This is a genomic window from Pedomonas sp. V897 (assembly GCF_051304405.1).
Classification (GTDB): Bacteria; Pseudomonadota; Alphaproteobacteria; order Sphingomonadales; family Sphingomonadaceae; genus Pedomonas.
Window position 1 is genome coordinate 312,346 of the sequence record NZ_JBPPGG010000001.1, and the last position, 17,355, is coordinate 329,700.

General features: G+C 67.0%; 16 protein-coding genes. 7 read left to right on the plus strand and 9 right to left on the minus strand.

Annotated elements, in window-relative coordinates; genetic code table 11:
• Positions 1 to 220: 220 nt before the first annotated feature.
• From ACSJJU_RS01590 to ACSJJU_RS01605, 4 genes are all read right to left on the minus strand, one after another.
• Positions 221 to 721 (minus strand): CarD family transcriptional regulator, encoded by a 501-nt coding sequence (locus tag ACSJJU_RS01590; RefSeq protein WP_435913394.1) that lies wholly within the window; start codon positions 719 to 721, stop codon positions 221 to 223.
• A 276-nt stretch (positions 722 to 997) separates the two neighbouring features.
• Positions 998 to 1,336: a ferredoxin FdxA gene (gene fdxA / locus ACSJJU_RS01595; protein ID WP_435913396.1), complete on the minus strand. Its 339-nt coding sequence runs from the start codon at positions 1,334 to 1,336 to the stop codon at positions 998 to 1,000.
• Between the two features lie 110 nt (positions 1,337 to 1,446).
• Complete coding sequence (locus ACSJJU_RS01600; protein WP_435913397.1) at positions 1,447 to 1,752, minus strand: RNA-binding S4 domain-containing protein; 306 nt, start codon at positions 1,750 to 1,752, stop codon at positions 1,447 to 1,449.
• Between the two features lie 33 nt (positions 1,753 to 1,785).
• A complete protein-coding gene (locus tag ACSJJU_RS01605; protein ID WP_435913399.1) occupies positions 1,786 to 4,359 on the minus strand; it encodes a helicase-related protein in 2,574 nt (857 codons plus the stop codon).
• A gap of 330 nt (positions 4,360 to 4,689) precedes the next feature.
• Between ACSJJU_RS01605 and ACSJJU_RS01610 the strand changes: the two genes are divergently transcribed.
• On the plus strand, positions 4,690 to 6,147 hold the full coding sequence (locus ACSJJU_RS01610) for a peptidoglycan DD-metalloendopeptidase family protein (protein WP_435913400.1): 1,458 nt from the start codon (positions 4,690 to 4,692) through the stop codon (positions 6,145 to 6,147).
• A 124-nt stretch (positions 6,148 to 6,271) separates the two neighbouring features.
• On the opposite strand, the gene acuI is transcribed toward ACSJJU_RS01610, so the two are convergent.
• The 4 genes from acuI to gcvA form a co-directional block, all read right to left on the minus strand.
• A complete protein-coding gene (gene acuI / locus ACSJJU_RS01615; RefSeq protein ID WP_435913402.1) occupies positions 6,272 to 7,273 on the minus strand; it encodes an acrylyl-CoA reductase (NADPH) in 1,002 nt (333 codons plus the stop codon).
• Positions 7,274 to 7,298: 25 nt separating this feature from the next.
• The gene (locus ACSJJU_RS01620) at positions 7,299 to 7,748 is read right to left on the minus strand and encodes an NfeD family protein (RefSeq protein WP_435913403.1); all 450 of its coding nucleotides are present in this window, start codon (positions 7,746 to 7,748) and stop codon (positions 7,299 to 7,301) included.
• A 7-nt stretch (positions 7,749 to 7,755) separates the two neighbouring features.
• Entirely contained in the window at positions 7,756 to 8,742 is a 987-nt protein-coding gene (locus tag ACSJJU_RS01625; RefSeq protein ID WP_435913404.1) for an SPFH domain-containing protein, read from the minus strand.
• A gap of 129 nt (positions 8,743 to 8,871) precedes the next feature.
• Complete coding sequence (gene gcvA, locus ACSJJU_RS01630; RefSeq protein WP_435913405.1) at positions 8,872 to 9,780, minus strand: transcriptional regulator GcvA; 909 nt, start codon at positions 9,778 to 9,780, stop codon at positions 8,872 to 8,874.
• 754 nt (positions 9,781 to 10,534) lie between these two features.
• Between gcvA and ACSJJU_RS01635 the strand changes: the two genes are divergently transcribed.
• From ACSJJU_RS01635 to ACSJJU_RS01650, 4 genes are all read left to right on the plus strand, one after another.
• Positions 10,535 to 11,980, plus strand: a complete 1,446-nt coding sequence (locus ACSJJU_RS01635) for a hypothetical protein (RefSeq protein WP_435913406.1) — start codon at positions 10,535 to 10,537, stop codon at positions 11,978 to 11,980.
• Positions 11,981 to 12,066: 86 nt separating this feature from the next.
• Positions 12,067 to 12,765, plus strand: coding sequence for a 7-cyano-7-deazaguanine synthase QueC (gene queC, locus ACSJJU_RS01640; protein WP_435913407.1), 699 nt, complete (start codon positions 12,067 to 12,069; stop codon positions 12,763 to 12,765).
• Positions 12,766 to 12,791: 26 nt separating this feature from the next.
• Entirely contained in the window at positions 12,792 to 13,424 is a 633-nt protein-coding gene (queE, locus tag ACSJJU_RS01645; RefSeq protein WP_435913408.1) for a 7-carboxy-7-deazaguanine synthase, read from the plus strand.
• A gap of 383 nt (positions 13,425 to 13,807) precedes the next feature.
• A complete protein-coding gene (locus ACSJJU_RS01650) occupies positions 13,808 to 14,071 on the plus strand; it encodes a hypothetical protein (RefSeq protein ID WP_435913409.1) in 264 nt (87 codons plus the stop codon).
• A 124-nt stretch (positions 14,072 to 14,195) separates the two neighbouring features.
• On the opposite strand, the gene queF is transcribed toward ACSJJU_RS01650, so the two are convergent.
• Positions 14,196 to 14,654: a preQ(1) synthase gene (gene queF, locus ACSJJU_RS01655; protein WP_435913411.1), complete on the minus strand. Its 459-nt coding sequence runs from the start codon at positions 14,652 to 14,654 to the stop codon at positions 14,196 to 14,198.
• Positions 14,655 to 14,910: 256 nt separating this feature from the next.
• Between queF and sseA the strand changes: the two genes are divergently transcribed.
• Together sseA and metC are read left to right on the plus strand one after the other, a co-directional pair.
• Positions 14,911 to 15,750 (plus strand): 3-mercaptopyruvate sulfurtransferase, encoded by an 840-nt coding sequence (gene sseA, locus ACSJJU_RS01660; protein ID WP_435913412.1) that lies wholly within the window; start codon positions 14,911 to 14,913, stop codon positions 15,748 to 15,750.
• Between the two features lie 4 nt (positions 15,751 to 15,754).
• Positions 15,755 to 16,981, plus strand: coding sequence for a cystathionine beta-lyase (gene metC / locus ACSJJU_RS01665; protein WP_435913413.1), 1,227 nt, complete (start codon positions 15,755 to 15,757; stop codon positions 16,979 to 16,981).
• The last annotated feature ends 374 nt before the right edge of the window (positions 16,982 to 17,355 follow it).

Here is a 17,355-nt window from a genome sequence, read left to right on the forward strand (position 1 = left end):
CATCCCTCAAAGGAGCGTCCATCAGCAAGGGCGCCGTTTCTTCGGGGATATGACCTGTCCATAGATAAGCTGGGGCCCGGCCTCTGGCGAGCCGGAGACCTGCGGTTTCATTCTCCACGTCCCGTGAACAACGGGGCGTGTCAGCCCCGCGAGAATGGGCCCGAACGAGAACGGCCGCCCGTGAGGGGCGGCCGCTCTCGAAAGGCGCGGTGCGCGGGCCTCAGGCGGCCTTGAGCACCTTGTGGATCTTGTCCTGGGCGGTCTGCTCGTCGATGTTTTCCATCGCGGCCAGCTCGCGGGCCAGACGGCTGATGGCCGCCTCGTAGATCTGCCGCTCGGAGTAGGACTGCTCCGGCTGGTCCTCGGCGCGGTGCAGGTCGCGCACCACCTCGGCGATGGAGACCAGATCGCCGGAGTTGATCTTGGCTTCGTATTCCTGCGCCCGGCGCGACCACATGGTGCGCTTGATCCGCGGCTTGCCCTTGAGCGTCGTAAGCGCTTCCTGAAGGGTGGCCTGGCTGGAGAGCTTGCGCATACCAACGGCTTCCGCCTTGTTCATCGGCACGCGCAGAGTCATGCGTTCCTTTTCGAAGCGGATGACATAGAGTTCAAGCGGAAAACCGGCCACTTCCGTGGTTTCCAGTTCAACGACCCGTCCGACGCCATGCTTGGGATACACAACATAGTCGCCCACGACGAACTTAAGGGATTTTGCCGCCATTCTTGTTTCCTGTCGCTTCTCTGCACTAGCACGACTCATACCGTTTCAGCGCTGGCCATCGGGAATGGCCGCGGGGTGCCCGCTGAAATCCGGGGATGGGGACTGACTGGAGCCGTTGCGCCAAAACAGTTCAATTTCGTGCGTTAGACAACGTCGCAAGCATGTAACATAAACAGAGCAGAATTTCCACTCCTTTATGCCGCAATGCAACGTGAAACGCCCCGCGTTCGAGACGAACGCGGGGGTCGGCACTGTTTCAAACGTGCGGGAAGACGGTCAGCTGCCCTGGCCCGGCTTCTCCGAGAAATAGGCCTCGAGCTTGCCCTTCACGCCCTTGAACTCGTCCGCATCGGCGGGCGGGGTTCCCTTGGTGGTGATGTTCGGCCAGATGGCCGCATATTTGGCGTTCAGCTCGAGCCAGGACTCAAGGCCGGGTTCCGTATCCGGCAGAATGGCCTCTGCCGGGCATTCCGGCTCGCACACGCCGCAGTCGATGCATTCGCTCGGGCTGATCACGAGCATGTTCTCGCCCTCGTAGAAGCAATCCACAGGGCACACCTCAACGCAGTCCATGTACTTGCAACGAATGCACGCGTCGGTAACGACGTAGGCCATCTCTGGTCCGGCTCCTTCCACTCGATTGACCGTCTGCTACCGAAGGCCCCGGAGTCCGTCAACACCCATCTGGGCGAATCCCGGCCAGTGCGCGGATTACGCGCGCTGCCTTACGCGGTGGCGGGCAGCCGGGCGTCCGCCGCGGGCATGGCCGGGCTCATGTCGCTGTAGAGCAGCCGGGCCGTGGCATAGGGGCCGCGCCGTTCGGCGAAGCCCTCCACCTTCACCACGACCACCCGTCCCGCCTTGGGGAAGCTGATCACGGAGCCGACCCGCACTGCCGCGTGCGGCTTGTCCACGACACGCCCGTCCATCCTGAGGTGGCGGCTGCTGCACATGGCGGCAGCCTCCGCACGGGTTTTGAACAGACGGGCAAACCACAACCACTTGTCAAGCCGCTGCGAGCCGTTGTCCATGCAGGTCTCTCTCCTCGTTCCTGGCCCTGTCGCCTAGCTGCTGCGCCATGCGGCGAGCGCGGCGAACGGCGAGGAAGCAGCGACGTCCTTGCGCTCGCCTCCCGCCGCGCGCCGACGGTTCGCGGCATGACCCTTCCACTTGTACGCCACGATCTTCTCGCCCTCCGCCGCCCCTTCCCGGGGCGGCAGCAGGGTTCGCCGGTAGCCGAGCGCCACCATCAGCCGGGAGAAGTCGGCCTGGCTCAGCCCCACCATGGAGACGAGCTGGCCGGTCGGCACCACCGGCGCGCCGCCCCTCGCCTCCTCGCGCAGCACGTCGAGCAGGCGCTCCACCAGATCCACCCGCACTGCCTTGTCGCCCACCACCCAGTAGCCGGCGGCGGTGTAGAGCGCGCGGGGCGCGGATGGCGCCACCGCCACGCTGACCGGCGCGTTCTCCGGCAAGGCGGGCAGTGCCCCCGCCTCGGGATGGGCAGCGGCCCACAGGGCGATGCGCCACTGCATGGCGGCGGGCTTCAGCACGGCGGGCGCAAACACATGCCGCGCGCCGATCCGGACGCCTGCCTTCGCCAGCCAGCGCCGCTCGTCGCGGCTGAGGGCGTCCACCTGCGCCCGCGCCGTCTCGCGCGGCACCACGCCCAGCCCCTGCACCAGATGCACGGCGAGGCCCCGCGCGGCGCCGCCCACATTCTTCGCCTCCTCGCCCTCCGCCAGCCGGGAGAGGCGCGCCAGCGGCTTCAGCAGCGCCTGCGTGCGCGCCGCCACCCAGGCTTCCAGCCGGGCCAGCACGGACGCCTTCTCGGCGGCGGCCAGCAGGGCCGCCCCGACCTCCAGCCGCACGCGCGGGGCGAGCGGGTCGCGCCCCGGCGTGAGCGAGGCGACCCGTGCCCCCTTCCAGAGCAGGCGCACATGAGGCGCCTCCGGCCCCAGCTCGAAGCCGATTTCCTCCTCCCCGCTGTCCGCCAGCGCCCGGGCGCGGCGCGTCATCTCGGCGGAGAGCGCCCGCTCGGCCGCGGCCATCATGCGGCGGCGATCCTCGTGACGGGCGTCCGCATCGATGGTGAAGGTGAAGCCGGAGAGCGTGCCGATGGCGTGGCCCTCCACCTCCACCGCGCCGTTCTCGTCCACCTCCACGTCGAGCGCGCCCCGTCCGCCCGCCGAGCGCAGCAGCACCGAGGTGCGCCGGTCGACGAACCGCTGGATGAGCCGCTCGTGCAGCACGTCCGAGAGCTTGTCCTCCAGCGCCCGGGTGCGCCCGGCCCAATGGCTCGGGTCGTCCAGCCAGTCGGCGCGCTGGGAGATGTAGGCCCAGGTGCGGATGCCCGCGATGCGGCCGGCGATGGTCTCGATGTCGCCGTTCACCTGGTCGAGCCGGGCGATTTCGGCGGCGATCCAGTCTGTCGGCAGGGTGCCGTTGCCCTCCGTCAGATGCTTGTAGAGGCGCAGCACCAGACGGGCGTGAATGTCCGGGCTCACCTTGCGGTAGTCCGGCACCTGGCAGGCGTCCCACAGCCGGCGTACCCGGGCCGTGCGGCGCGCCCGCTCCTCCACCAGCGGCTCGTGGGCCAGGCGCCGCAGCACCGCCACGTCGATGGCGTCCTCCGCCTTCATCAGCTCCGGCCGCTGCGGCCGGGCGTCGAGCGAGCGGATCAGCCCGCCGACGGACTGGAAGTCCAGCTCGGCGTTGCGCCAGAGCAGGCGCTCCAGCGGCGCGAAGCTGTGGTTCTCGATGGCGACGATTTCCTCCGGCGTCAGCTGCCGCCGCTCGTCGCCCAGCTGCACGGTGCCGAAGGTGCCGTCCCGCTGGTGCCGTCCCGCGCGCCCGGCGATCTGGGCCATTTCGGCGGGGGTCAGGCGGCGGTGGCGCTTGCCGTCGAACTTGGACAGCCCGGCGAAGGCCACGTGGCTGATATCCATGTTGAGGCCCATGCCGATGGCGTCGGTCGCCACCAGATAGTCCACCTCGCCCGACTGATACATGCCCACCTGCGCGTTGCGGGTGCGGGGGCTGAGCGAGCCCATCACCACCGCGACGCCGCCGCGCTGGCGGCGCAGCATCTCGCCGATGGCGTAGACCTGATCGGCCGAGAAGGCGACGATGGCGGTGCGCTTGGGCAGGCGCGACAGCTTCCGGGGCGCGGCGTAGCTCAGCGTCGAGAAGCGGGGCCGGGAGATGATCTCCGCATCGGGCAGCAGCCGGGCGATCAGCGGCCGCAGGGGATCGGAGCCGAGAATCATGGTCTCGTCGCGCCCGCGCGCCCGCAGCAGCCGGTCGGTGAAGATGTGGCCGCGTTCGTCGTCCGCCCCCAGCTGCGCCTCGTCGAGCGCGAGGAAGGCGACCTGCCGGTCCAGCGGCATCGACTCGGCGGTGCAGAGGAAATAGCGGGCGTTCGGCGGGACGATTCGCTCCTCGCCGGTGATCAGGGCCACCTGGTCCGCGCCCTTGATGGCCACCACCCGGTCATAGACCTCCCGGGCGAGCAGACGCAGCGGAAAGCCAATCATCCCAGAGGAGTGGGCGCACAGCCTCTCAACCGCCAGATGGGTCTTCCCGGTATTTGTCGGCCCCAGGACAGCCGTAACCTTGCTCGAAGCCAATGCACCCATGTTGTCTAAGACTCTGAGGCGGAGCCCGCATCAATGCAAGGGCCATTGGCCACAGATATTGTGCGCCTTGCCGTATCGAAACCCGGATTTCGTATGCGAAGCGGAATGTTAAGAGTTTGTTAATAACAAAATTCGACACTTTCTGCCGGATTCAGCTTGGCTATTGGTTGACATCAGCACTTAGGCGCGACAGTTTTCTGAGCTGTTGTGTTTGGATTACCTGTCTCTTTGGTTGGGCGGGTGAGTCGTGCAGGGACTCAAGGAGACCAGGGTTTGCTAAAAACGGGCTTCGTCGCGCTTGCAAAAAGCGAAACGGATAACGTTGGCTCTGTGCCTGCGGAACCGTTGGGTGAATTCGAGCTGGCGGTCGACCTTGGCCATCAGATCGGATCCCTGAAGTGGTGGCGCGGTCTGGCGACGCTGGGCGGCCTGCTTGCCGCTGCCAGCTGGCTGACCTTCACCAACCCCATCCAACCCCTGCCCTCCGCCACTGCACCCATCATCACCGCCACGCAGGTGGAAGCCATCCAGCCCGCCATCATCGGCCCGCTGATGACCGGCGCCCAGACCGGCGAGCGCGTGCCCATGCTGCCGCTGGCCAAGGCGATCTCCGCCGAAGTCGAGCCGGAGATTGAGCAGCGGGAAATCCCGCTCCAGCGCAACTCCAGCCTGGAGGCCATTCTGCGCCGGGCGGGCGTCTCGCGCACGGAAGCGCGTCAGGTTGCCGAGGCCCTGGGCCCGGCCGCCCAGATCAAGGATCCGCCGCGCGGCGCCAGCGCGCAGCTGATGCTGGGCCGCCGCGTCTCCAGCAAGGACCCGCGCCCGCTCCAGCTGCTCTCCTTCCGACCCTCCTTCGACAATCACGTGCAGGTGGCCCGGGTCGGCAATGACTTCATGGTCAAGACCCTGCCGATCAAGGTAATCAGCGCCCCGGCCCGCATCGAGGGCGAAGTGGGCCGCAGCCTCTACCTCTCCGCCCGCCAGCTGGGCGTGCCCACCACCGTGATCAATGAATATGTGAAGGCGCTGTCCTTCAGCGTGGACTTCGCCCGCGAGGTGACCGCCAGCGACCGCTTCAGCCTGGTCTACGAGCGCGAAGTGGCCGAGACCGGCGAGGAAAAGACCGGCCGCCTGCTCTATGCCCACATGGAGCGCGGCGGCAAGCGCAAGGATGTGGAGCTGATCTGGTTCCAGCCCAAGGGCGATCGCGGCCAGTTCTTCCATCCTGACGGCTCGTCGATCCAGAAGCTGCTGATGCGCACGCCCGTGGACGGCGCCCGCATCTCCTCCAACTTCGGCATGCGCCGCCACCCGGTGCTGGGCTATGGCCGCATGCACAAGGGCACCGACTTCGCCGCACCCAGCGGCACGCCGATCATGGCGGCGGGCTCCGGCACGGTGGTGTTCGCCGGCCGCCATGGCGGCCACGGCAACTACGTCAAGATTCGCCACGCGGGCGGCTACGAAACCGCCTACGCCCACATGAAGGGCTTCAAGTCCGGCATCCGTCCCGGCGTCCAGGTGGCGCAGGGGCAGGTCATCGGCTACGTGGGCACCACGGGCCTGTCCACCGGCCCGCACCTGCACTACGAGGTCTACAAGAACGGCAAGGCCATCGACCCCAAGGGCACGGCGATTCCGACCGGCTCGTCGCTGTCCGGCTCCGAGCTGGCCCGCTTCAAGGCCGAGGTGCAGAAGTTCCGCTCGCTGCCGAAGAACCAGGCTGCCGAGCAGGTGCTGGTGGCCGCGGGCGTCGCGCCCCGCAAGATGGCCAAGCAGCCGGGCTGAGATCCGCCAGGCCGGGCTTCAACAGTTCGCGTCAACAGTTCGTCACGCAGCAGCGGGCGGTGGCACAGTTTTGCGACGTGCCGCCGCCCGTTTCTGTCTGACCGTTTCTGTCTGACCGCCCCCCCTACCCGATCTCCACCACGATGCGGCCGCGCACCCGCCCGGCCAGAAAGTCGGGCGCAAGGGCGGGCACATCCGCCAGCCGCACGGTGCGGGTCATGGCGCGCAGCTTTGCCCGGTCGATGAGCTGGTCGAGCCGCAGCCAGGCCTCCCGCCGCAGCGCCATGGGCGCCTGCACGGAATCGACCCCCGCCAGCGTCACCGAGCGCAGGATGAAGGGCATCACCGTCACCGGCAGATCCGATCCCTGTGCCAGGCCGCAGGCGGCGACGCAGCCGCCATAGCGCGTCTGGGCCAGCACGTTGGCGAGGGTATGGGAGCCCACCGTGTCGATGGCGCCGCACCAGCGCTCCTTGCCCAGCGGTCTGGTCGCCGGTTCGGAGAGTTCGCGCCGGTCGATCACCTCCTCCGCGCCGAGGGACTTGAGGTAGTCCGCCTCCTCCAGCCGCCCGGTGGAGGCAACGACGCGGTAACCCAGCTCCGCCAGCAGCGCGACGGCCACGCTCCCCACGCCGCCCGCCGCGCCGGTCACCAGCACCTGCCCTTCGGTCTGGCGGACGAGGTGGCGCTCCAGCGCCATCACGCACAGCATGGCGGTATAGCCCGCCGTGCCGAGGGCCATGGCCTCGAAGGGCGTGATGTTCTCCAGCGGCACCAGCCAGTCGCCTTTCACCCGGGCGCGGGCGGCGTAGCCGCCGTAGTGGGTCTCGCCGAGGCCGTAGCCGTTCAGCACCACCGCGTCGCCCGCCTTGAAGTCGGGATGGCGCGAGGCACGCACGCGCCCGGCAAAGTCGATGCCCGGGATCATGGGGAAGCGCCGCACCACCGGGGCAGCGCCCGTCAGGGCAAGGGCATCCTTGTAGTTCATGGAGGAGTGGCTCACATCCACCACCACATCCCCCTCCATGAGGTCGTCCTCGCCGAGGGAGACCAGCGCGACCTGCGTCGCCTCCCCCTCCCGGCTCAGCATCAGCGCCTGAAACCGCTCCGCCGTCTCGCTTGCCATTGCCCCCTCCTTGCGAGTGCCGCCGCTATGCGACGGGTTCAACGATCAAGGCCGCGCCTTCGGTTCGCAAAATCCGCATGACGGTCCCCGCGGGCGCGTCCGGGCCGCACACTTCCCATACCGTGTCGTCCAGCTCCGCCCGGCCCCGGCCATGCACGATGGGCTCGACCAGCACCACGGTGCGCCCCGGCAACTGATCGGCCCGGCGGCTGACGCTGCTGGGGCCGCTGCCCTGATGCCGCCGCGCCCACTTGCGCCCCCACAGCACCGAGAGGACCGCCAGCACGGCGAACACCGCCAGCTGGACCTCCCAGCCCGCCCCCGTGAGCAATGTCACGAGGCCGGTGAGGCCCGCCGCGATCCCGAGCCACAAGAGGAACGCGCCGGGGGCAACCGTCTCGGCCGCCGCCAGCACCAGCGCCGCCACCCACCAGCCCCAGGGGGTGAAAAATCCGGTCACCGCATCCCAGTTCATGAGCGCCTCACCGCTCCCCGGTGCGCGGCAGGCCGCTGCCCGCCTGCGCGCCGCCAGCGCCTCCGGCACCCGCTGGCGGCGTGCCGTCACCGCCCGCCACCGCCTTCACCAGCTCGCCGATGCCGCCCAGCGAGCCGACCAGCGCCGACGCCTCCATCGGCATGAAGATCACCTTGCTGTTGCGGCTTTCTGCGAAGGCGGTCATCGCCTCCACATACTTCTGGGCGACGAAGTAATTGATGGCCTGCGCGCTGCCCCTGGCGATGGCCTCGCTCACCAGTTCGGTCGCCTTGGCTTCCGCCTCCGCCGCGCGCTCGCGGGCCTCGGCGTCGCGGAAGGCGGCCTCGCGCCGCCCCTCCGCTTCCAGAATCTGCGCCTGCTTGGCGCCCTCGGCCCGCAGGATCTCCGAGTTCCGCTGGCCCTCGGCCTCAAGGATGGCGGCGCGCTTCTCGCGCTCGGCCTTCATCTGGCGGGCCATGGCGTTGACGATGTCCTGCGGCGGGCGGATGTCCTTGATCTCCACGCGCGTCACCTTCACGCCCCAGCTGTGGGTGGCCTTGTCCACCACCGCCAGCAGGCGGGCGTTGATGGCGTCGCGCTGGGAGAGCGTCTCGTCCAGGTCCATCGACCCCATCACCGTGCGCAGGTTGGTGGTGGTGAGGTTCATGATGGCCAGCATCAGGTCCGACACCTCGTAGGCCGCCTTGGCCGAGTCCAGCACCTGGAAGAACACCACGCCATCGACGCCCACCATGGCGTTGTCGCGGGTGATGATCTCCTGCCCCGGAATGTCCAGCACCTGCTCCATCATGTTGATGCGCCGGCCGATGCTGTCCACGAACGGCACGATCAGATGGAAGCCGGGCGTCAGGGTCTTGGTGAAGCGGCCGAACCGCTCGACGGTGTACTCGAAGCCCTGACGCACCGTGACCACGCTTTTCGCCACCGTGACGATGGCCACGAACGCCAGAACGACAAAGAAGATCGAACCCATGCACCAGCCTCCCCTCGCGGATCTGCGTCCATTGTGACGCATCCGGCCGGGTTGGCAAGCAGAGGGGGGCTCAACCGCCTCCGGGATCACCCGGACGCGCCGTGAGGCCGCGATGAGGGAGGCCCGGGATCAGGCCTGATGCCGGGCCGCTTCCGCCTTCACCCAGTTGACGAAGGTCTGCACCTTCTTCTGCCGCCACTGCGGCTCGGGGGCGACCAGATAGTAGCCGAACTCGACCGCGTGGCTGCTGTTGAACAGGCGCACCAGCCGCCCCGCCTCGATGTCCGCCGCCGCGATGGCCGCCTTGGCCAGCACCACGCCCTTGCCCGCCGTCGCCGCCTCGATGGCCAGCGACGACTGGTTGAAGTGAATGCCCCGTTCCGGGTCCGGGTGATCGACGCCCGCCGCCTTCAGCCACATGGGCCAGGTGGGGCAGCCGTCGTCCATGTCGGCAGCCTCGTCATGGATCAGCGGCAGGTTCACCAGATCCGCCGCAGTCCTGATCGGGAAGCGCTCCAGCAGCGACGGCGCGCAGGCCGGATAGACATGCTCGTCCAGCAGCTTCTCGACCACCAGATCGGGGTAGTCCCCCCGCCCGAAGCGGATCGCGAGGTCGATGTTCTCCTGGCTGAAGTCCACCAGCTGCATGGCGGCGAAAATCCGCACCTGCATGTCCGGGTGGCTTTCGGCGAACCGCTCGATTCGCGGCACCAGCCACTTGGCCGCGAACGAGGGCGGCACGCTGATGGTGATGGACTTGGAGGTCTGCGCCGCCTGCAGGGTCCGCACCGCCTCCTCGAACTTGAGGAAGCCGTCGCGCAGGGCCGGCAGGGCGCGCTCGGCCTCCGGCGTCAGCGCCAGGTTGCGACCCAGCCGCTTGAACAGGATGACGCCGAGCAGATCCTCCAGCGCGCGGATGTGCTGGCCAACGGCGGCCGGCGTGACGGCAAGCTCGTCCGCCGCTTTGGTGAAGGAGAGATGGCGGGCGGCAGCGTCGAAAACGCGTAATGCATTCAGCGGCAGATGAGTACGCTTCATGTCTCTTGGGTTAGAGCCTTTCCGCCCTCCAGTTCAACCCTTTTCGGGACGCGGCCCGGGAATTGCGGCGTCGCCCCGCCCACCCTGCGCTCACCGCGCCGCGCCCTGTCGGCAGACTTTACAACGCGCGCGCCCGCCGCGCGACGTTAACCCTGACAATCGCGGATTTCCGCCGGTCTGCGCCGATTGGCCCGCTCCTTGCTTAACCTTTGGTGCAAGAGGTTGAGGAGCCGTCCCATTCTGATCCCGCCCGCCCTTCCCGCCCCGCCGTGGCAAGAACGGTTGCCGGTGTCCCGGCCGCAGCGACTGCGGACGGTGCAGCCGGTGAGCCCGGCAGACCCCGACCCTGCGCAGAACGCGCAGCGCCGGCTGGCGGCGCGCTTCGCCCTGGCGGACGGCATGGCGGCGGCCTGCAAGGGGCGGCTGCTCGACATTACGGCCTGAAAACCACCCGCCGACTGCTTCTCCGGCGATTGCCCTCCGACGATTCCCCCCAGACGGTTGCCCCCCGTCAGCCTGATTTCCACACGCTTGATGTGCGCTTAAAAGCGCCCGCAACCGCTCGTCAGCGCTTGCTGTCGCGGGCGGTCGCCTAGGTGGATAATATTAGCAAATTAAACAATTGACTAATTCGCGTCGAAATATTGTATTCTACTTTCCGCATATAGTTTATATTAGCGAGCATTCCAGTTCATGGGCGAGTTGTTGGCTCTTCCATCCAGCTGGCCGGTGCGGTCGATAACGCGGATGCTTCATGGTTCCGGCTGATTTTACCAATCTTGGCAAGCGCATCCGCTCCCTGCTCTTCAAGCGGCAAGCCGAAGCCGAAGCGGCTTCCGGCCCGGCATCCTCTGGCGCGGGCGGCGCCCTCGCCCACCTCATCAACGCCGAGGACTTCACCGAACAGTTGAGAAGCATCGCCCACGACCACGGCCAGGTTGCGGTGGGGCGTCTTCAGATTCTTGGCTTTCAGGCCATCCGCGCGCGGCTGGGGGAGCGCTGGCCCCTGATGCAGGATCGCATCCTGCAGGTCATCGAGACCTCCTTTCGCCGCCGCCTTGAGCCGCACGACGTGTTCCGGCGTCACGGCGACCTGGTCTACCTGGTGATCTTCGCCAACCTCTCGGCCGAGGAAGCGCGGGTGAAAGCCCACTTCATCGTCGAGGAAATCTGGCAGCAGCTGTTCGGCATGAGCGAGCGGGACGAAGCCATCGATGTCTCCATGCTCACCATCAACCTGGAGACCAACCAGGTGGAGGAAGTGCCAGATATCGACACGCTGCTGAACCAGCATTTCGAGAAAGCGGCCCAGGAAGCGGTGGCGCGCCATCTCGCCAATGCCCTGCGCCCGTTGCCGCAGCCCGCCGCGCCGGCGCAGCCGACCGCGCCCACGGCGTCGCTCTCGCCCTCGTCGATGCCCGCGCCCATGCCCGCGCCCATACCCTCGTCTGCGACGGAGACGGCGAGCCAGACCGGCCTGTCCTATACGCCGCTGTGGCAAGTCCGCCGCAAGGCCGTCAGCTCGTACTACATCCGCATGTGCCTGATCGATGGCTCCAATGACGCCATCTACTACGGCCACGATATCCTGCGGCGGGCAGCGGACCCGCGCGACACCTACGAGTTCGACCTGATGACCCTCGCCCGGGCGCAGGCCGCCGCCCAGCAGCTGAGCCAGCGCCGCGCACCCGGCGTTCTGGTCTGCCCGGTGCATTACACCACCCTCGTCAACCGCGTGGCGCGGCTGGACTATCTGGACCAGTGCGCCACGCTGTCACGCACCGCCGCCCGCCACCTCGTGCTGGAGGTGGGCGGCCTCGCCGAGGGCTTCCCGCCGCACACCGCGTTCGAGATCCGCCACTGGCTGAAACCCTACTGCCGCGCTGTCTCCGCGCTGGTGCCGCCCACGCCCGCCGCCGTGCACAACCTGAGGGAGGCAGGCTTTTCCGCCATGGGCTTCGAGGCCCGCCAGCTTGGCCCGCCGCACCGCCTGGCAAGCGTCGCGCCAGCCTTCGCCGAGGCGGCCCACCGCCATCGCATGACCGCCTTCATCCACGGCCTCGCCACGCCCGAGGCCGTCGCGACGGCAGCCGAGGCCGGGTTCGACTTCCTCAGCGGCGACGCCATCCAGCGCCCGTTCGCCAAGATCCTCGCGCCCTATCGCCTGACGCTGGAGCAGATCATCTCTCCGGACCGCTGACGCCGCCCGCACCGCCCAAGCCCGGGCGCGCCCTCTCCTGCCTGACAGGTCTTGCCCCGGCAGCGCGCAGGGCGCATAGGAAAGCCATGACCAAATCTGCCGTTGTATTGCTGAGCGGTGGCCTGGATTCGGCCACCTGTGCCGCCATCGCCAAAAGCGAGGGCTACGACATCTACGCGCTGACCATCGACTACAACCAGCGCCACCGGGTGGAGCTGGACTGTGCCCGCAACCTGGCGCAGGTGTTCGGCGCGAAGGGCCACGTGGAGCTGCCGGTCAACCTCTCCGCCTTTGGCGGCTCGGCGCTCACCGGCCACTTCGACGTGCCGAAGGACCGCGACGAGGCGGCGATGGCGGACGACATCCCCATCACCTACGTGCCCGCGCGCAACACCGTGTTCCTCAGCCTGGCGCTGGGCTGGGCGGAGGTGATCGGCGCGGAGGACATCTTCATCGGCGTCAACGCGCTCGACTACTCCGGCTACCCCGACTGCCGCCCCGGCTTCATTCGCGCCTTCGAGGCGATGGCGCTTCAGGCCACCAAGCGCGGCGTCGAGGGGGACTGGAAACTGACCATCCACACGCCGCTCATCGAGATGACCAAGGCCGACACCATCAAGACCGGCCTTTCTCTCGGCATGGACTACGGCCTCACCTGGAGCTGCTACGACCCGACGCCCGAGGGGCTGCACTGCGGCCACTGCGACAGCTGCAAGCTGCGCCGCAAGGGCTTCGCCGAGGCCGGCGTGCCCGACCCCACCCGCTACGCCTGCGAGCCCGCCTGATCCCGCGGGCAAAGGCAAGCCGACCGATGACCTACAGCGTCAAGGAACTGTTCCTCACCCTTCAGGGCGAAGGCGCGCACACCGGCCGCCGCGCGGTGTTCGTGCGCTTCTCCGGCTGCAACCTGTGGACCGGCCGCGAGGAAGACCGCGCCAGGGCCATCTGCCAGTTCTGCGACACCGACTTCGTGGGGACAGACGGCCCCGGCGGCGGCAAGTTCACGAGCCCGCAAGCCCTCGCCGACGCGGTGGAGGCCGCCTGGGGCCCCGCCCCCGGCCACCGCTACGTCGTCTGCACCGGCGGCGAGCCGCTCCTCCAGCTGGATGCGCCCCTCATCGACGCCCTCCACGCCCGCGGCTTCACCATCGCCATCGAGACCAACGGCACGCAGGAGGTGCCCGCTGGCATCGACTGGGTGTGCGTCAGCCCCAAGCTCGGTTCCGACCTCATCGTCCACAAGGGCAACGAGCTGAAACTGGTCTACCCGCAGGAAGGCGGCGACCCGGCGCAGTTCGAACACCTCGACTTCGAACACTTCTTCCTCCAGCCCATGGACGGGCCGGACCGCGCCGCCAACACCCAGGCCGCGACGGACTACTGCCTGCAACATCCCCGCTGGCGGCTGTCCCTCCAGACGCACAAGCTGATCGGGATTCCCTGAGGGTTTCCCCGGGTTCTCGTTTTTTGATTTTTCAGGGTTTTCTTTTGCAGGAGGGGCTCACCCCTCCTGCACCTCCCTTTCATTGAGGGCCGCGCTTGCCATCACCGGAAATTCTCATCCGACCTGTTGCGCGGGCATTCTGTTCTTGCCAAGGTTGCATGCTCGCTATTGAAGACATTCGTGAATCTGCAACAGTATCCAGTGCAACACAATCAACGAACGCACAGAATTAATTTTGCAGCATTATTCCCAACATTGAAACAGGACCCGGCCTCTCGTATTGAGACAAATGCAGGGGGAAATTGGTGAAATTCTACTTATGTGTGCGGCGCTGGGTTGATTGGCTATGGGCAAGCCACAACTATAGACGCAGGAGCGCTGTCTTGTTCCCCATTGGCGTCCCCTTTTTACTAATGGCGTATCTTGAAGATCGGCCGTCGTGGCTTTGGTGGCTGGCCGCAGGATGGGGCATTGCCTGGCTCGCCTTCATCATATGGCGAGGGGCACGTATCGCAGGTGCCAAAGACCTCACTTATGATCGCAAGACCAAATTCGAACTGGCAGAAGAATACTGGCCAACCGAAAGCGCCACAAAGACCAAGCTGAACAGGCAAAAGAAGCGCAGGGCCCAGCGCAAAACTGCCTGACTTGTTTTACGGGCAAGCGCGCACCGGAAACACGGCCGAAAAAAAGAATAGGAGTGCAGAGGGTCCGAGACCCTCTGCAAAAAAAATCAAACTGATTTAAAAAACAAACCCCGAGCGGGATGGCTTACCCCCGGCCGCGATACCCTGGCACGCCCTGTTCGGGCACCCAGACGTCGGCGGGGGCGGGGCCGGTTTGCCAGAACACGTCGATGGGGATGCCGCCGCGCGGATACCAGTAGCCGCCGATGCGCAGCCATTTGGGTTTCATTTCCGTGGCGAGGCGTTCACCGATGCCGACGGTGCAATCTTCGTGGAAGGCGCGGTGGTTGCGGAAACTGTGGAGGAACAGCTTGAGGGACTTGCTTTCCACGATGGTCTCGTCGGGGATGTAATCGATGACGAGGTGGGCGAAGTCCGGCTGTCCGGTCACCGGGCAGAGCGAGGTGAATTCCGGGCAGGTGAAGCGCACCAGGTAGTTGCGCCCCTTCCGGGGGTTGGGCACATAGTCGAGCCGCGCCTCCTCGGGGGAATTGGGAAGCGGGGTCTGCTTGCCGAGCTGGGTGGTTTCGAAAGGTGTCGTCATGGCCTTCGCTTAATCCCCTGCGCGCATCCGGTCAAATGCCCGCGCGGGGGCCCCGCGCCCGGCCGCCCTGGCGTCGAGACGGATGCTCCGCCGCATGACCCGATTGTCAACAATGTAAAAATGTTGAGTCAATCATGTCGATCATCCGACCTTAATTCGCGTTCGTCCGGAGTGAAATCCTTGTATGCATAGGGGTGTCGGCCTTGCAGTGTTGTCTGTGGGCCTGTGAATTCAACCCGGCACGAGGAGACCCGGCATGGACGCTTTGGTGAGCACCGAATGGCTGGCGGGCGAGCTTGGCGCGAACGACCTGCGGATCGTGGACGCCAGCTGGCATATGCCGGCCGAGAACCGCAACGCCCGCGCGGAGTTTGAGGCGGCGCACATTCCGGGCGCGGTGTTCTTCGACATCGACGAGATCGCGGACACCTCCAGCCCGCTGCCCCACATGCTCCCCTCGCCCGAGAAGTTCGCCAGCCGCGCGCAGGCGCTGGGGCTGGGCGACGGCAGCCGCATCGTGGTCTACGACAATTCGGATCTGCGCTCGTCCGCCCGTGCGTGGTGGATGTTGCGGGTGTTCGGCGCGCATCGCGTCGCCATTCTCGACGGCGGCTTCCAGAAATGGCAGGCGGAGGGTCGCCCTGTCGAGTCCGGCAAGCCGGTGGTGCGTCATCGCCACTTCACCCCGTGGGAGGACCGCAGCGCCGTCCGCACCCTGGAGCAGATGAAGGCCAACCTCACCACCAAGGCCGAGCAGGTGCTGGACGCCCGCTCCGCCAGCCGCTTTGCCGGTGCCGAGCCCGAGCCGCGCCCCGGCCTCCGGGCGGGGCACATCCCGGGCGCGCGCAATCTGCCCTACCGGCAGCTGCTGGCCGAGGACGGCACCTTCAAGCGCGGCGAGGACCTGCGTGCTGCCTTCGAGCAGGCGGGCATCGACCTCTCCCGCCCGGTCGTCACCACCTGCGGCTCGGGAATTACGGCGGCGGTGCTGGCCTTCGGGCTGCATCTACTTGGCCATGACAAGGTTGCGCTCTATGACGGGTCGTGGACCGAGTGGGGCAGTCAGCCCGACACCCCCGTTGTAACAGGCGCATGAGAGCATGACGGACAAGACGGCAGCACACCGAACTGCAACCAGACCAGAGACCAGGGTGATCGAGGGCGGCCGCCGCCCCGAGTGGACCCACGGCGTGGTGAACCCGCCAGTTTATCACGCCTCCACCTGCGTCTTCCCGACGCTTGCCGCGTTCGATGCTGCCCTGCGCAACCCCGCCGCCGGGCTGTTCTACGGCCGCCATGGCACGCCCACCACCTGGGCGCTGGAGGAAGCGCTCACCAGCCTTGAGCCGGGGGCCTTTGGCACCCGGCTGTTTCCTTCGGGCGTTGCCGCCATTGCCACTGCGCTGTTCGCAACGCTGAAGGGCGGCGGCAACGACCATATCCTGATGGTGGACAGCGTCTACGAGCCCACCCGCCACTTCTGCGACAAGATGCTGGCCCAGCTCGGCGTCGAGACCACCTACTACGACCCCACCATCGGCGCGGACATCGCCGCGCTGATCCGCCCCAACACCCGCGCGGTGTTTGTGGAGTCGCCGGGCTCGCTCACCTTCGAGGTGCAGGACATCCCCGCCATCGCCGAGGTTGCCCATGCCCACGGCGCGGCGGTCCTTCTCGACAACACCTGGGCGACGCCGCTGTATCTCCCGTCCCTTTCGCTGGGCGTGGACATGTCCATCCAGTCCCTCACCAAGTATGTGGGCGGCCACTCGGACGTGATGATGGGCGCGGTCACCGCCAACGAGCGCTGGTACGGCCCGCTCAAGTCCACCGCCGCCCAGCTCGGCCACTGCGTCGGGCCGGACGACGCCATGCTTGCCCTGCGCGGCCTGCGCACCCTGCCCGTGCGGCTGGAGCGCCACCAGGCCAGCGGCCTCAAGGTGGCGCAGTGGCTGGCCGGGCACCCGCTGGTGGAGCGGGTCATCCACCCCGCCCTGCCCGGCTGCCCGGGCCACGAGCTCTGGAAGCGCGACTTCAAGGGCGCGACCGGCCTGTTCGCCGTGGTGCTGAACCGGGGTCAGCGCGCGGACCTCGCCGCGATGGTGGACCACATGCACCACTTCAAGATGGGCTTCTCCTGGGGCGGCTACGAAAGCCTGATCCTGCCCATCAATCCGGCCTCCATCCGCACCGCCACCCGCTGGCACACCGACCACCCCATGCTGCGCCTCCACATCGGCCTCGAGGACCCGGACGACCTCATCGCCGACCTCGCCCAGGGCCTGGAACGCTACGCCGCCGCCACGGCGAAGAACCCGATCGCCTGAGTTGCAGGACTGTTGAGGGAGAAGGAGCCATGGCAGCACCTTCTCCCGAATCCCGTTACACTGCGGAATCCCTCTCCATGACCACCTCAACGAAATCAGAATAGCCTCCAGCACAGGCCCGCAAAGAGAGCAGGCATGAGCCTAAAGGCGAACAATGGCTTCAAATAAAATAATTTTATCTAGCAATATTACTTAGTAAGAAGCAAAATATCCGGAAAATGGATAATTAAAGTTGAATTAACCAAGAATAATTAGCAGTATGGAGCAGTGTATAAATCTAATTCTTGTTAGATGTTTCCCAAGGGGGGGGGGGGGGGGGGGGGGACCCCCCACCCCAAACCCCCCCCCCCCCCCCCCCTTTTTCTTTGTTTCCC

Excerpts from the sequence above, each read along its gene's own strand:
- ACSJJU_RS01590 (WP_435913394.1), bottom strand. The coding sequence starts at position 721 with ATGGCGGCAAAATCCCTTAAGTTCGTCGTGGGCGACTATGTTGTGTAT.
- fdxA (WP_435913396.1), bottom strand. The coding sequence starts at position 1,336 with ATGGCCTACGTCGTTACCGACGCGTGCATTCGTTGCAAGTACATGGAC.
- ACSJJU_RS01600 (WP_435913397.1), bottom strand. The coding sequence starts at position 1,752 with ATGGACAACGGCTCGCAGCGGCTTGACAAGTGGTTGTGGTTTGCCCGT.
- ACSJJU_RS01605 (WP_435913399.1), bottom strand. The coding sequence starts at position 4,359 with ATGGGTGCATTGGCTTCGAGCAAGGTTACGGCTGTCCTGGGGCCGACA.
- acuI (WP_435913402.1), bottom strand. The coding sequence starts at position 7,273 with ATGGCAAGCGAGACGGCGGAGCGGTTTCAGGCGCTGATGCTGAGCCGG.
- ACSJJU_RS01620 (WP_435913403.1), bottom strand. The coding sequence starts at position 7,748 with ATGAACTGGGATGCGGTGACCGGATTTTTCACCCCCTGGGGCTGGTGG.
- ACSJJU_RS01625 (WP_435913404.1), bottom strand. The coding sequence starts at position 8,742 with ATGGGTTCGATCTTCTTTGTCGTTCTGGCGTTCGTGGCCATCGTCACG.
- gcvA (WP_435913405.1), bottom strand. The coding sequence starts at position 9,780 with ATGAAGCGTACTCATCTGCCGCTGAATGCATTACGCGTTTTCGACGCT.
- ACSJJU_RS01635 (WP_435913406.1), top strand. The coding sequence starts at position 10,535 with ATGGTTCCGGCTGATTTTACCAATCTTGGCAAGCGCATCCGCTCCCTG.
- queC (WP_435913407.1), top strand. The coding sequence starts at position 12,067 with ATGACCAAATCTGCCGTTGTATTGCTGAGCGGTGGCCTGGATTCGGCC.
- queE (WP_435913408.1), top strand. The coding sequence starts at position 12,792 with ATGACCTACAGCGTCAAGGAACTGTTCCTCACCCTTCAGGGCGAAGGC.
- queF (WP_435913411.1), bottom strand. The coding sequence starts at position 14,654 with ATGACGACACCTTTCGAAACCACCCAGCTCGGCAAGCAGACCCCGCTT.
- sseA (WP_435913412.1), top strand. The coding sequence starts at position 14,911 with ATGGACGCTTTGGTGAGCACCGAATGGCTGGCGGGCGAGCTTGGCGCG.
- metC (WP_435913413.1), top strand. The coding sequence starts at position 15,755 with ATGACGGACAAGACGGCAGCACACCGAACTGCAACCAGACCAGAGACC.